This is a genomic window from Geodermatophilus sp. SYSU D00705 (genome assembly GCF_054050135.1).
This window is the reverse complement of sequence record NZ_JBJGYT010000009.1, coordinates 133,758-147,597: the sequence shown is the minus strand read 5'-3', so window position 1 is coordinate 147,597 and position 13,840 is coordinate 133,758. Positions and strand designations below refer to the sequence as shown.

Genomic DNA, 13,840 nt, shown 5'->3' with positions numbered 1-13,840 from the left:
CTCCGCACGCCGGCGGCCCGGACGCCGGCCGTGCCGACGTCCGGGCCACCGGGGCGGGGCTACGCCCGGTGCCGCGCGCGCCGGCCGCGGGGAACGGTCAGCAGGAGCCCCGCGAGCAGCGCCAGGACGCCGGCCGTGACCGTTGCCGGCCCGGCGGCCGTCGCCGGAGAGGTCGCCGACCGCGTCGCGACGGCCTGCGGGGTGCCGGTGCCGCACGCGTCGCCGGTCCCCGTCCCGTCGGCGTCCGTGCCGCCGGTGCTGGGGCCCTCGGCGTCCGGGCCGCCGGTGTCCGCTGAGCCGGTCGACCCGCCGGTGCCCGGACCCGTGGGGGAGCCGGTGGCGCTTCCGGTGCCGGTCGTGCTGCCGGTGCCGGACGAGCCGGCGGCCGGGACCGTCCGGCCGGCGGCGCCGGAGCAGTCGCCGTCCGCGTCAGCTGCGGTGGAGCCGTCGAGGGAGGGAGCGGCGGTGCTGCCGGCCGCCGTGCCGGCCGCCGTCCCGCCGTCGCCGGAACCGCCTCCGGGCCGGCCCGCGCCGTCGCCGGACTGCTCGCTGCCGTCGCCGGGCTGCTCGCTGCCGTCGCCGGGCTGGTCGCTGCCGTCGCCGTGCTGGTGCCCCTCGCCGTCCCCACCGAGCAGGCCCGGCAGGAGGTCGCCGGTGGCGGAGGGCAGCGGCAGGGTCACCGTGCTCGGCCGGTCGCCGTCGAGGCCGGCCGGGAGCTCCAGGACGGTGTCCGGCGTCGTCGCGCCGTCGGTGTCGCCGATCGTCACCGTGTCCCGGAGGTCGAGCAGCAGGCCGTCCCCACCGGGCCCGGCCGTCACCGGGTCGGTCAGGTCCACGTCGACGTCGGCGCCGGTGAGCGGGTCGCCGTCCAGGACGTCGCCGAGATCCCCGGTGACGATCGGGACGGTGATCGTCGTCCCCGCCGTCCCGCCGCCGGAGGTGTTGACCGGGACGGTGACGGTGAGGCCGTCCGCCGGGTCCGGGAGGCGGTCGTCGGCCTCGGTGACCCGCACCGGGACGCTGACGCCCCCGTCGCCGAGGACGGTCGTGCCGGGCGCGGTGTTCGTGTCGACCGGGAGCCTGAGGTCGTCCCCGGTTCCCGTGCCGACGGCGAGGTCCTCGCCGGTGCCGGTGACGACCGGTGTGCCGAGGACGGCCCCGTCCTGGACCGGGACGGTCACGGTGGCGCCGAGCAGGTCGGCGGTGAGGTCGTTCTCGTCGGCCGCGGCGACGCCCGCTCCGGCGGCCAGCAGGCCCCCGGTCAGCAGGGCGGTGCGCAGGCCGCGCTGCACCCATCTGTTCATGGCTGGTTCCTCCTCCGTGCTGAGTGGACCGGCCCCGGACGGGACCGGGAGTCGTGCCGTGCCGGCTCGGGGCCGGCCGGCCGCACTCAGTCGGGCGAGGTGGAGGGGTCGTCGGCGAGGTCGCCGACCGCGTCGCGGGCCGCGTCGGAACGCATCCCCGTGGCGGTGAGGGCGGCGGTGCGGGGGTCGGTGGGCAGCGTGGCGGTGCCGGCGTCCGGGCCCGGTGCGGCGCCGCCGGCACCCGCGGCAGGAGCCGGGACGGCCGGCACGGCGCCGGACAGGGGACCGGGGCCGGCCGGCACCGGGACGGGGAGCGGCGACGGTGCGACCGAGGGCGGCGTCTCCTGGAGGAGGCGGAGGTCGGACGTCGGCGCGACCGGGCGCGCCACCGGGGCGAGCGGCGCGGCGGAAGTCGGTGGCTCGGCGGCGACGGCGGCGGGGGGCTGGACCGTCTCCGGAGCCGGGGGCAGGAGGTCGGGCGCGACCGGTGCGGCGACGTGCGGTGCGGGCGCCGGGGCGGCGGGCACCGGGCGATCGACCACGGGCGACACGACCTCGGCCACCGGGGACACGACCCCGGTCACGGGGGACACGACCCCGGTCACGGGGGACAGGGCCTCGGTCACGGGGGACAGGGCCTCGGCCACCGGTGGAACGACCTCGACGACCGGCGCGGGAACCGCGGTGGTCGTCCGTGCGACCTCGGCGATGACCTGCTGCGGAACCGCGAGGGAGTCGGCCGGCGAGCCGTGCACGATCCCGGGGAGCACGTCGGTCAGCGGCGCGACGAGGCTCTCGTCAGCAGAGGCGCCCGACGTCCCGGTCAGCCAGAGGCCGACACCGAAGCCGCCGAGCAGGACCGCGCGGTACAGCAGCCGGCGGCGCCGGGGACGGGCGCGGAGGAGGGGAGCGGTGTCGTCGGGCACGACGTCCTCCCTCACTCCGCGTGTTGGGCCGGTCACACCGAGGCTAGGCAGGGGTCATCGCCTCCCGCGCGCCGAGACGGGTCGCCCGACCGGGTGGACAACGCTCGTCGTCGTCACAGGAGGTCACCGGTCCCGCGTCCGGCGTCCGGTTGCGGCACGCCGGGGTCCGGAACCCGCACCACGTCTGGACGTCGGCAGCGTGGGTACGCCCGCCCGCGGACCTCACCCGACGAGAGACTCCCCATGCCCCCGCTGCACCCAGCCCTGGCCGCTCCCGCGGCCGAGCCCATCCCGCTGCGTCCCCGCGGACGACGGCTGTCCGGACGGCGCGTGGTCGTGACCGGCGGCGCCGACGGCCTCGGCGCGGCGATCGTGCGTGCCTTCGCCGACGAGGCGGCGACGGTGGCGGTGCTCGACCCCCGTGCGGAGGCCGCCCTCCGGCTGGCCGCGGAGGTCGGCGGCCGGGCGTACCCCGTCGACCTGGCCGACCCCGTGGACACGCGGGAGGCGATGGAGAAGGCGGTCGCCGGGCTCGGCGGGCTCGACGTCCTCGTCGCCTGCGCCGGCGAGCAGCGCTACGCCCCGCTGCTGGAGATGGACCCGCTGGACCCGGACGGCGCCTTCCCCCTGCCCGTCCAGTCGATGCTCGCCGCGATCCAGGCCGCGGCCTGCGCGATGGTCGGGTTCCGGACGCCCGAGGACGACTGCGTCGGCAAGATCGTCACGGTCGCCGGCGCCGGCGCGCCCGGTTCCGGCGGACCGGCGCACCACGCCGCGGCGAGGGCGTCGGTCGTCGCCCTGACCCGCGCTGCGGCCCAGGAGCTCGGCCCGCACGGCATCACGGTCAACTGCCTGTGCCCCGGCTACGTGCTCCCGCCCGCGGAGGCCGCCGCACGCCACCGCGCCGAGGTGGCCGCCTGGTCGGCGCTGTCCCCGCTCGGGCGGCTGGGGGAGCCGCGGGACGTCGCCCGCGCCGCGGTGTTCCTCGCCTCCAGCGACTCGGACTACCTGACCGGGGACGCGCTCAACGTCGGCGGGGGCGTGCCGCTCCACTGACAGACTGCCCGCGTGCGCGCACAGGAGTGGGACCAGCGCTACGCGGAGCAGCGGCAGTGGTCGGCCGAGCCCAACGCGCTGGTGGCCGAGCTGCTCAGCGGCCTGCCGCCGGGGACGGCCGTCGACCTGGCGGCGGGGGAGGGCCGGCACGCGCTGTGGCTGGCCGACCGTGGCTGGCTGGTGACCGCCGTCGACTTCTCCACGGCCGGGCTGGACCGCGGCCGCCGGCAGCCCGGTGCCGAGCGGGTGACGTGGGTGGCCGCCGACGTCCTCGGGTGGGACGCGCCGCCGGACTCCCTCGACCTGGTGCTCGTCGCCTACCTGCACCTGCCCGAGGCCGACACCGTCGCGCTGCTGCGCCGGGCCGTCGGCTGGCTGCGCCCGGGCGGCCGGCTGCTGGTGCTGGGGCACGACGTCGACAACGTGACCGCCGGCGTCGGCGGCCCGCAGGATCCGGCGATCCTGCACAGCGTGGCGCGGCTGGCCCCGGTGGCCGGGCTGCTCGACGTCGACCGGTGTGCGCAGGTGCCCCGGTCGACGCCGGCGGGGACCGCGCTGGACACCCTCCTGTGGGGCCGTCGACCGGACCCGACCGCCGGTCCCCAGCGGTAGCGTGCCGACCGTGATGGGGATGGGGGGCGCCGGCGGGCGCCGGGCGGAGCGACGGCGGCGGATGGTCGCCGCGGTGATCGTGGTCGCGATGCTCGTGGTGGCCGGTGCGACCGTGCTGTCGATCGCCCTGGGCTGAGGAGCCCGGGCAGGGGGATCGAGGCGTGGTCCGCCGCGGCCACCCCGCGCGATGAGGAGCCGTTGCAGGGGGAACGGTGAGCGCTGCCCGGCCGCTCGGACGCTGGCGAGCCGTACCCCGCTCCAGGCTCCTGGTCCGGTCCCAGGTGTCTGGAGGGGGCACGGCTGTCCGCCCTCCGCGAACGCACCCCGAGGTGGTGTGGCGAGTTGTGGGCGGTGCCCTATGAGGCGCCGACCGTCTCCTCGCTCAGGAAGTCCCGCACCACCCGTTCCACTCTCTCGACCTGCTCCCACTGGGGGACGTGGCCGGCACCTTCGATGATCTCGACACGAGAGTCGCTGATCCGCTCAGCGAACTCCTGGGCGTAGACCGGCGAGATCAGCCGATCCTGCTCGCCCCAGATGATCAGCGTCCGTGCGGTCACTCGGTGCAGCCGCTTCTTCAGGCCCTTGTCAGGCACCGGCCAGACGAACTTCCCTGTCGTACCGAGCGCCCACACCGAGTCGGCCTGCGCTCTCGCCAACTCCTGTGGATCTGTGGGCAACGCGAGGAAGTTCTGCACCGACGGGGCCTCCAGATTGCTGAACAGCGTCGTCACGAGCTCCTCGGGATCCAGGAGCATGTACTGCGTGACGGGGGCATCGTCGCGCCACAGTCCGATCGGGTCGATCAGCACGAGCCGGCTGACCCGGCCAGGGTTGTGGGCCGCCACTTCGCACGCCATCATCCCGCCGAACGAAGAACCGACGAGGGTGACCGAGGAGAGTCCGAGCACCTCGAGGAGTTCGTCGTAGATGAGGACGAGATCCCAGAGCGTGTCCACTCTGTAGATGGCGTCCCGGTCCGTTTCTCCCAGTCCGGGATGGTCGGGTGCGTAGACCGTGTACTCCTCGGCGAGCTTGTCGAGGAACAGGTCCCACTTCGGGCCACCCGCGGTGTGGAGGTAGACCAGGGGCGGACCATCTCCTGCCACCTTCACCTTGGCTTCGAAGTCGGCGTGCTTGAGCTGGACGGTTTCGACTCTCGGTGCAGCCATCGTCTTCGCTTCTCCTCTCTGCCTCGTTCAGCGGACGGGCGTCTTCTCGAGCCGCTTCGGCCACCAGCGCTGTTCCCATCCGTCGCCGTCCCACATCCGCTGCAGATGCGGGAGGACCTCACGACCGAACAGTTCGATGTTCCTCATCGCCTGTTCATGGCCCATGGAGCCGAACTGGAGCACCGTCATGAGGTGGCCGACGTTGAGGCGCCGCGCCATCTCCTCCAATCTCTGCCGTACGGTCTCCGGGCTGCCGACGACCGCAAATCCCTCTTCGATCATCTGCTTGCCGCTGACCTGGGTCAGTTCTCGGTAATCGGAGTGCTTGAGCATCCCGGAGCCGAACAGGTTGATGAGGCTCTTGTAGTCCGTGGCGCCAGGGACGGCGAGGTACTGCGGCGGGATGTAGAGCATCTTGTGGTAGAAGTACTCGACGTGCTCGATGAACTCCTTCTCCGCCTGGGCGTCCGTCTCGGCGACGCCCACCAGTTGTAGGAACGCCGCTCGATAAGGGTTGCGGTCCCTGCCCTTCTCCTCGGCCCTCGCCCAAAAGCGGTCCATGACCTTGACCGCGGAATCGCCGCCGAAATAGCTGAGGTAGGCGTAGGGGAGATCCCGTTCGTGACAGTAGTCCCAGGTCGACGAGCTGGCGGCGCCCGGGATGATCAGTGGCGGATGAGGAGACTGGATGGGGCGCGGCCACAGGTTCACCTTCGGCAGCTGGAAGTGCTTGCCGTTCCAGACGAAGAACTCATCGGCGGTCCAGGCCTTGATCATCAGATCAATGCCTTCCCGCCACCGCTCGCGCTGCTCCATGGGAGGAACGCCATAGGCGATGTTGGCGTCCGCGCCCAGGCCGTGCGGTAGGCCTGCCACGAGTCGGCCGCCACTGATGCAGTCGATCATCGCGTACTCCTCCGCAATGCGTATCGGAGGAGAGGTCGAGGAGATGGTGGCACCCAGTTGGACGATCGCCACGTCGTCCAGACCCTGGTCGTGGGTCAGCTTCGCCAGCGTGGCCCCGAAGAGGTTCGGGTTGTTCCAGAACCCGTACACCGCCTGGTGGTGCTCGTTGGTCCCGAGACCGTCGAAGCCCAGTTGTGCGGCGAACATCAACTCGTCCAGCGACCAGTGGTAGTACTGGCCTGCCTTCTCGGCATCGCCCAGTTCCCACCACGGGGCGTCGGTCCAGGAGCCGGTGTAACGCTTCTCGAAGTCCGCAGGCAGGTCGCGATGCGGCATGAAGTGGAAAGATGTCACTTTCACGGCGACTCGATTCCTCTCTCTGGACGAACATCTGGCGGTCCCGGTCGGTGGCCCACCTCGACGACGGATCGATGACATGCCTCAGCGCTGTGCGGTGACGCCGTCCGACCGCTCCTCCTCATCGCCGGAGTGCTCGGGTGCACGACGGCGGTGTGTCCGCACGGATGGGGCCCGGTCGGTTGGCGCGGACAGTCTGTGATGTGGGTCACGAACGGGCCGCGAGTGTGTCGGGTCGGGAATTCCGAGGTCAAGCCCTCACTGCAGCGGTCGACGGTCGTGGTCGTCTCCGGGGACCGGTGGCGAGGACCACCCGTGGCGCCGAGGAGGCGGCTCGCCGAGTCGGAGCGCGACGTCCACGATCCGATCCCGCATCAACGGGACGGCCCGCGGCTCGGGGGCGGCCGATCTGCCTCCGTCGCCGTGGCGCCACCTCCGCCGGACGCAACGGCTACTCCGCCGGCTGACCGGCGGCCGGCCGGGGGAGGTGGTCGAGGAACCAGTCGCGGGCCAGGGCGGCGGCCGTCTCCAGCGTGCCCGGCTCCTCGAACAGGTGGGTCGCGCCCGGGACGACGGCGAGGCGGTTCACGCACCGCAGCTGCTGTTGCGCCTGCCGGTTGAGCTCCAGCACCTGCCCGTCCTCGCCGCCCACCACCAGCAGGGTCGGCGCGCGGACGTCGGCCAGCAGCGGCCCGGCCAGGTCGGGACGCCCACCCCGGGACACCACCGCCCGCACCTCCCCGTCCCGGGCCGCGGCCTCCAGCGCGGCGGCGGCACCGGTGCTCGCACCGAAGAACCCCACCGGCAGCTCCGCGCAGGCGGGCGTCGCGCGCACCCACGCGGTCACCGCGCCCAGCCGGTCGGCCAGCAGCCCGATGTCGAAGACGGCGGCGCGGTCCCCCTCCTCGGCAGGGGTGAGCAGGTCGAACAGCAGGGTGCCCAGGCCCGCCCGCTGGAGGACGCCGGCCACGAACCGGTTGCGGGGGCTGTGCCGGCCGCTCCCGCTGCCGTGGACGAAGACGACCAGGCCGGCCGCCCCCGCCGGCACCGTGAGCGTGCCGGCCAGGTCCACCCCGCCGGCGGGCACCGTGACCTCGCCGCCGCCGGCCGGCTCCGCGGCGGGGCCGGCGGGCGTCCCCAGCAGTGCCACGACCTCCTCGTCGGCCGTGGGGCGGAAGTCCTCGTAGAACCGGCCCACGGCGGCGAACCGGTGCGGCACCTCCAGGCACACCACCTCGTCGAACTCGTCGGTCAGGGCCTGCGCACTCTCGCGGGCGCACACCGGCGCGGCGAGGACGACGCGGCCGGCGCCCTGGGCCCGGACGACCGCGCCGGCCGCCCGCGCGGTGGAGCCGGTGGCGATCCCGTCGTCCACCACGACCGCCGTCCGGCCGGTGAGGGGCACCGGCGGGCGGTCCCCGCGGAAGCGCCGCGCGCGCTGCACGAGCTCGGCGCGCTCCCGCTCCTCGGCGCGGGCCACGACGTCCGGGCCCACCCCGGCCAGCGCCACGACCCGCTGGTCGACCACGGTGACCCCGCCCTCGCCGACGGCGCCCATCGCCAGCTCGGGCTGGGAGGGCACCCCCAGCTTGCGCACCACGACGACGTCCAGCGGCGCGCCGAGTGCGCGGGCCACCTCGTAGGCCACCGGCACCCCGCCGCGCGGCAGGCCCAGCACCACGACGTCGTGCCCGCGCAGCCGCTCCAGCTGCCCGGCCAGCCGCCGTCCGGCGTCCCGGCGATCGAGGAACGGCACGTCGCACCTCCTGGCCTCCGGTCCCCGATGCTGCGCGTCCCGGGGCGGTCGCCGACAGGGGACGTTGGTCCCCGATGGGGGCGGGGTGACCAAGGTCCCTGGTGTCGGATCCGGGGGGCAGCTTGGGTGGAGACCACTCCCGGGGGCAGCTGCTCAGCGCCCCCGGTCTCCACCCGGCACGAAGGGGCCCGCCGCATGACGCTGACCGACGACTCTGCCGTCGACCAGGCCGTGGCCCGTCTCGCCGACGAGTTCCGCGCCCGGTTGCGGCCGCAGGTGATCGGCACCGTGGTCCGCAACTGCCGTCGGGACCTCAGCGGGGTGCCGGCCACCGCGCTGCCCGAGCTGGTCGAGCGCCTGGCGCGGGCCCGGCTGGAGCAGGTGGGCTGAGCGCCGGTCCCGGGGGCCGCCGCGGAACTCGCTTGCCGCCGCCCGGACGATGACCGGGTGGGCTTCGTCGACGTCACCGGCATCCGGCACACCCTCCCCGACGGGCGGGTGCTGCTCGACGACGTCTCCTTCCGGGTCGGTGACGGCGCCCGCGCCGCGCTCGTCGGTGAGAACGGCGCCGGGAAGACCACCCTGCTGCGGATCGTCGCCGGCGACCTCGTACCCGAGGCCGGCGCCGTGGCGCGCAGTGGCGGCCTCGGCGTCATGCGCCAGTTCATCGGCTCGGTCCGGGACGACACGACCGTGCAGCGGTTCCTCGTCGACCTCTCGCCGCCCGACGTCCGCGCCGCGTGGGAGGCGGTCGAGGCCGCCGAGCTGACCCTCATGGAGACCGACGACGAGGCCGCCCAGCTGGCCTATGCCGACGCGCTGGGGCAGTGGGGTGACGCCGGCGGCTACGAGGCCGAGGTGACCTGGGACGCCGTGACCGTCGCCGCGCTCGGCGTCCCGTACGAGCGCTGCAAGTACCGCGACCTGTCCACCCTCTCCGGTGGCGAGCAGAAGCGGCTGGCCCTGGAGGCGCTGCTGCGCGGTCCGGACCAGGTGCTGCTGCTGGACGAGCCGGACAACTACCTCGACGTCCCGGGCAAGCGCTGGCTGGAGGAGCGGCTGCTGGAGACCCGCAAGACGGTGCTGTTCGTCAGCCACGACCGGGAGCTGCTGGCCCGCGTCGCCGACCGCGTGGTCACCGTGGAGGGCGGGACGGCGTGGGTGCACGGCGGCGGGTTCGCCGGCTACCCCGCCGCGCGGACCGCCCGGCACGAGCGGATGGCCGAGCTGCGCCGCCGCTGGGACGAGGAGCACGAGCGGCTGGTCGAGCTGGTGCGCACGCTGCAGCAGCAGGCCGCCAACTCCCCGGACATGGCCTCGCGGTACCGGGCGATGCAGACCCGGCTGGCGCGGTTCGAGGCGGAGGGGCCGCCCCCGGAGCGGCCGCCGGAGCAGAAGGTGGCCATGCGGCTGCGCGGCGGGCGCACCGGCGTGCGGGCGGTGATGGCCGAGCAGCTGGAGCTGACCGGGCTGATGCGGCCGTTCGACCTCGAGGTCTGGTACGGCGACCGGGTCGCCGTCCTGGGCGCCAACGGCGCGGGCAAGTCGCACTTCCTGCGGCTGCTGGCCGGCCAGGAGGTGGCGCACACCGGCGCCTGGCGGCTGGGCGCGCGCGTCGTGCCGGGCTTCTTCGCGCAGACCCACGCGCACCCGGAGTGGCTCGACCGCACCCTCGTGGACCTGCTGTGGCACGGCGAGCCCGGGCGGCCGGGGGTCGACCGCGGGCGGGCGATGGCGGCGCTGCGCCGCTACGGCCTGGCCGACCAGGGCGACCAGCTGTTCCGCACCCTCTCCGGCGGGCAGCAGGCCCGCTTCCAGGTCCTGCTGCTGGAGCTCTCCGGCGCCACGCTGCTGCTGCTCGACGAGCCCACCGACAACCTCGACGTGCTCTCGGCCGAGGCGCTGGAGGAGGCGCTGGCCGCGTTCGAGGGCACGGTCCTCGCGGTGACCCACGACCGCTGGTTCGCCCGCTCCTTCGACCGCTTCCTGGTCTTCGGCGCCGACGGCCGGGTGTACGAGGCGCCCGAGCCGGTCTTCGACGAGGGGCGCGTGCAGCGAGCCCGCTGACCTCGAGTGCCCGCGCCCTGGCCGGGGACGACGCCGACTGAGCAGTCGTGGTCGCCGGACGCGGCGTGTCCGCCCGTGTCGGCGACCGCAACTGCCCACTCGGCGCAGCGGCGGCTCAGCCGAACGCCCGGCCCTCGCCGCGGTAGGTGGGGACGGCGCCGGTGCGGACGTCGCCCTCCAGCGTGTGCAGGACGTCGACGTGCTCGCACAGCTCCCCGGCCTTGGCGTGCCGGAACCAGACCCGGTCGCCGACCCGCAGCCGCGCGGCGTCCGGACCGCGCAGCGGGGTCTGCACCTCACCGGCTCCCTCCGCGCCCAGCAGCCGCAGGCGCGGAGGGTGGGTCGGCCGCGGCTGCCGGTCGCCGCCCGGTGGGCCGGAGGCCGACCAGCCACCACCGGCGACGGTGACCGTGCCCGGCGCGGGGACGCGGGTGACCGGCAGGGCGAAGAGCGCGGCCGGGCGGGCGGAGAAGGCGCGGTACCCGTCGAACAGCGTCGGGCAGAAGAGCCCGGAGCCGGCCGCCAGCTCGGTCACCGACGGGTCGGCCGCGGTGCGCTCGAGGCTGCCGGTGCCGCCTCCGTTGACGAACTCCAGCGGGCTCACCGCGCCGACCGCGGCCACCACCGCGGCCCGCCGGCCGGCCAGCTCGCGGGCCGACACCGCCTGCATGCCCCGCACGGCCAGGCCGCGCGCCCACCGGCCCGGCGGCGCGTCGGGCACCCCGGCGATCTGCGCCTCGTAGGCCATCAGCCCGACCAGCGTGAACCCCGGACGGGCGGCGACGGCGCGGGCCAGGGCGGCGGCGTCGGCCGGGTCGTGCACGGGGGAGCGGCGCACGCCCAGGTGCACCCGGCCCCCGGCGGTGCGCAACGACGCGTCGACGTCCAGGCAGATCCGCACCGGCGGACGCCGGCCCGGCGGCGCGACCGCGTCGACGACGTCGAGGTGCTCGGGGGAGTCCACCATGAGCGTCACCCGGGCCGCCGCGGCCTCGTCGGCCAGCAGCCGGCGCAGCGCGCCGCGGTCCACCGACGGGTACCCGACGACGGCGTCGGCGGTCACGGGGTCGTCACCGCCGGTCAGCCAGAGCGCCTCGGACAGCGAGTAGGCGAGCACGCCGGCGAAGCCCGGCCGGGCCAGCACCCGGCGCAGCACCGGCCGGCAGCGCACCGACTTGCTCGCCACCCGGACCGGCCGGCCCCCGGCGCGGGCCACGAGGTCGGCGGCGTTGGCGTCGAGGGCGTCGAGGTCGACGACGGCCAGCGGCGGGTCGAGGTCGGCGGTCGCGCCGTCCAGTCGCGCCCGGGCCGCCTCGGCGGACAGCTGCGGTGCCGCGGTCACGCGGCGAGGGTGGCCGTCCGACAGCGGAGGGTCAACCCCCGATCAGGCCGTTGACCTGCGGACTCCGCGCCGTGCAGAGTCCCTGGGAGCGAGCGGGAGGAGGACGGCCGGGTGGCGGTACGGACGGCGTTGCCCGGGAGCACCACGCGCTGGCGCAACTGGTCGGGCAACGAGCGGGCCGAGGTCGCGGTCGTGCACCCGGCCTCGGTGGAGGAGGTCGCCGCCGTCCTCACCGCGGCCGCCGGGGCCGGGCGCCGCGTGCGGCCGGTGGGCAGCAGCCACTCGTTCTCCGCCATCGCGCGCCCCGAGGCCGTGCAGGTGGTCCTCGACGAGCTGTGCGGTGTCGCGGTCGGCGCCGACGGCCTGGTCACCGTCGGGGCCGGGACGCCGCTCTACCGCCTCAACGCCGAGCTGGCCCGGACCGGCTGGGCGCTGACCAACCTCGGCGACATCGACCGCCAGACCGTCGCCGGTGCCCTGGCGACCGGCACGCACGGCACCGGCGCCCGCTTCGGCGGGCTGGCCACGCAGGTCCGGGCGCTCGAGCTGGTCACCCCGGCCGGGGAGGTGCTCCGCTGCGACGCGGCCACCCGGCCCGACGTCTTCAGCGCCGCCCGCGTGGGCCTGGGCGCCCTGGGCGTGGTCACCTCGGTGACCCTGCAGGCCGAGCCGGCGTTCGCGCTGCACGCCGTCGAGGGGCCGGGCCGGCTCAGCGCCGCGCTGGAGCGCTTCGAGGAGCTGATGAGCTGCACCGACCACGTCGAGTTCTACTGGTTCCCGCACACCGACGCGACGCTGGTCAAGTGCAACACCCGGGTGCCGCTGGCCGAGGGGCTCGACCCGCTGCCGCGGTGGCGGGCGGTGTGGGACGACGAGGTGCTGGCCAACGCCGCGTTCGCCGGTGTGGTCGCAGCGGGGCGGCGGGTGCCGGCGCTCGTGCCGCCGCTGGCCCGCGTCTCGGCCCGTGCCCTGGGCGCGCGCAGCTGGACCGACCACTCGCACCGGGTGTTCGTCAGCCGCCGGCGGGTGCGGTTCCTCGAGATGGAGTACGCCGTCCCGCGCGGCGACGCGCCGGCGGTGCTCGCCGAGCTGCGCCGCGTGCACGAGGCCGGCGACTGGCGCACCGCCTTCCCCGTCGAGGTCCGGCTGGCCGCCGCCGACGACGTCCCGCTGTCGACGGCGTCCGGCCGCGACACCGCATACATCGCCGCGCACGTGCCCGCCGGCACCGACCCCGGCCCGTGGTTCGCCGCGGTCGAGGCGGTCGCGGGCGAGGTGGGAGGCCGCCCGCACTGGGGCAAGCTGCACGGGCTGGACGCTGACGTGCTGCGGGAGCGCTATCCGCGGTTCGACGAGTTCCTCGCCGTCCGCGACCGGCTGGACCCCGGCGGGGTGCTGGCCAACGCCCACCTCGACCGCGTGCTCGGCCCGGCGCCCGGCCGCTGACGCCTCACGCCGTCGGCGTACCGCCGATCGCGTCGAGCTCCTCCAGCTCCCGCGGGCCGAGCACCAGCGCGGCCGCGGCGAGGTTCTCCTCCAGGTGCGCCATCGACGAGGTGCCGGGGATCAGCAGCACGTTCGGGCTGCGGGCCAGCAGCCAGGCCAGCGCCACCTGCATGGGGGAGGCCTCCAGCCGGCGGGCCACCGTCTCCAGCGCCGCCGACTGCAGTGGGGTGAAGCCGCCGAGCGGGAAGTACGGCACGTAGGGGATGCCCTCGCGGGCGAGCGCGTCGATCATCGGGTCGTCGCCCCGGTGCACCAGGTTGTAGTGGTTCTGCACGCAGGCCACCGGCGCGATCGCCTGCGCCTCGGCCAGCTGCTGCGTCGACACGTGGCTGACCCCGAGGTGCCGCACCAGCCCCTCCTGCTGCAGGGCGGCCAGCGCCTCGAACGGCTCGGCCAGCGACCGCTCGACCGGCCCGTGCAGCCCGGGCATCCGCAGGTTCACCACGTCGAGGGCCTCGACGCCGAGGTTGCGACAGTTGTCCTCCACGGCCGACCGCAGCTCGGCGGGGGAGAGCGCTTCGGGCCACCCGCCGTCCGGTGTCCTCCGGGCACCGACCTTGGTGACGATGACCAGGTCCTCGGGGTAGGGGTGCAGCGCCTCGCGGATGACCTCGTTGGTGACGTGCGGCCCGTAGTAGTCGCTGGTGTCGACGTGGTCCACGCCGAGCTCGACCGCGCGGCGGAGGACGGCGACCGCGGCGTCCCGGTCGGCCGGCGGCCCCATCACGTGCGGGCCGGCGAGCTGCATCGCGCCGTAGCCGATGCGGTGCACCGGCCGGTCACCGAGGGTGGACCGTCCGGACCGCTGTGCGGTGAACGTCGTCATCCCCGGCCCC

13 protein-coding genes are annotated in these 13,840 nt (G+C 75.4%); 6 read left to right on the top strand and 7 right to left on the bottom strand.

Going from position 1 to position 13,840, the window contains the following annotated elements; translation table 11 throughout:
* Positions 1–59 precede the first annotated feature (59 nt).
* Together ACI78Q_RS10005 and ACI78Q_RS10000 are read right to left on the bottom strand one after the other, a co-directional pair.
* Positions 60–1,304 (bottom strand): hypothetical protein, encoded by a 1,245-nt coding sequence (locus tag ACI78Q_RS10005; protein WP_456923191.1) that lies wholly within the window; start codon positions 1,302–1,304, stop codon positions 60–62.
* Positions 1,305–1,390: 86 nt separating this feature from the next.
* A complete protein-coding gene (locus ACI78Q_RS10000; RefSeq protein ID WP_456923190.1) occupies positions 1,391–2,230 on the bottom strand; it encodes a hypothetical protein in 840 nt (279 codons plus the stop codon).
* A 243-nt stretch (positions 2,231–2,473) separates the two neighbouring features.
* On the opposite strand from ACI78Q_RS10000, the gene ACI78Q_RS09995 reads away from it, so the two are divergent.
* The 3 genes from ACI78Q_RS09995 to ACI78Q_RS09985 are packed head-to-tail and all read left to right on the top strand — an operon-like array spanning position 2,474 to position 4,034.
* A complete protein-coding gene (locus tag ACI78Q_RS09995) occupies positions 2,474–3,286 on the top strand; it encodes an SDR family NAD(P)-dependent oxidoreductase (protein WP_456923189.1) in 813 nt (270 codons plus the stop codon).
* A 12-nt stretch (positions 3,287–3,298) separates the two neighbouring features.
* Complete coding sequence (locus ACI78Q_RS09990) at positions 3,299–3,898, top strand: class I SAM-dependent methyltransferase (protein WP_456923188.1); 600 nt, start codon at positions 3,299–3,301, stop codon at positions 3,896–3,898.
* 10 nt (positions 3,899–3,908) lie between these two features.
* On the top strand, positions 3,909–4,034 hold the full coding sequence (locus ACI78Q_RS09985) for a hypothetical protein (protein WP_456923187.1): 126 nt from the start codon (positions 3,909–3,911) through the stop codon (positions 4,032–4,034).
* A 220-nt stretch (positions 4,035–4,254) separates the two neighbouring features.
* Here ACI78Q_RS09985 and ACI78Q_RS09980 read toward each other — a convergent pair whose 3' ends face one another.
* The 3 genes from ACI78Q_RS09980 to ACI78Q_RS09970 form a co-directional block, all read right to left on the bottom strand.
* The gene (locus ACI78Q_RS09980) at positions 4,255–5,070 is read right to left on the bottom strand and encodes an alpha/beta fold hydrolase (RefSeq protein ID WP_456923186.1); all 816 of its coding nucleotides are present in this window, start codon (positions 5,068–5,070) and stop codon (positions 4,255–4,257) included.
* 27 nt (positions 5,071–5,097) lie between these two features.
* A complete protein-coding gene (locus ACI78Q_RS09975; RefSeq protein ID WP_456923185.1) occupies positions 5,098–6,312 on the bottom strand; it encodes an LLM class flavin-dependent oxidoreductase in 1,215 nt (404 codons plus the stop codon).
* Between the two features lie 472 nt (positions 6,313–6,784).
* Positions 6,785–8,089 (bottom strand): phosphoribosyltransferase family protein, encoded by a 1,305-nt coding sequence (locus ACI78Q_RS09970; protein ID WP_456923184.1) that lies wholly within the window; start codon positions 8,087–8,089, stop codon positions 6,785–6,787.
* Positions 8,090–8,284: 195 nt separating this feature from the next.
* Between ACI78Q_RS09970 and ACI78Q_RS09965 the strand changes: the two genes are divergently transcribed.
* Positions 8,285–8,479, top strand: coding sequence for a three-helix bundle dimerization domain-containing protein (locus ACI78Q_RS09965; protein WP_456923183.1), 195 nt, complete (start codon positions 8,285–8,287; stop codon positions 8,477–8,479).
* Between the two features lie 57 nt (positions 8,480–8,536).
* Positions 8,537–10,156, top strand: a complete 1,620-nt coding sequence (locus ACI78Q_RS09960) for an ABC-F family ATP-binding cassette domain-containing protein (RefSeq protein ID WP_456923182.1) — start codon at positions 8,537–8,539, stop codon at positions 10,154–10,156.
* 115 nt (positions 10,157–10,271) lie between these two features.
* On the opposite strand, the gene ACI78Q_RS09955 is transcribed toward ACI78Q_RS09960, so the two are convergent.
* Complete coding sequence (locus ACI78Q_RS09955; protein ID WP_456923181.1) at positions 10,272–11,498, bottom strand: amino acid deaminase/aldolase; 1,227 nt, start codon at positions 11,496–11,498, stop codon at positions 10,272–10,274.
* Positions 11,499–11,609: 111 nt separating this feature from the next.
* Here ACI78Q_RS09955 and ACI78Q_RS09950 point away from each other — a divergent pair, with 111 nt between their 5' ends.
* The gene (locus ACI78Q_RS09950) at positions 11,610–12,944 is read left to right on the top strand and encodes a D-arabinono-1,4-lactone oxidase (protein ID WP_456923180.1); all 1,335 of its coding nucleotides are present in this window, start codon (positions 11,610–11,612) and stop codon (positions 12,942–12,944) included.
* Between the two features lie 4 nt (positions 12,945–12,948).
* Here ACI78Q_RS09950 and ACI78Q_RS09945 read toward each other — a convergent pair whose 3' ends face one another.
* Positions 12,949–13,830, bottom strand: a complete 882-nt coding sequence (locus ACI78Q_RS09945) for an oxidoreductase (protein ID WP_456923179.1) — start codon at positions 13,828–13,830, stop codon at positions 12,949–12,951.
* Positions 13,831–13,840: the final 10 nt, after the last annotated feature.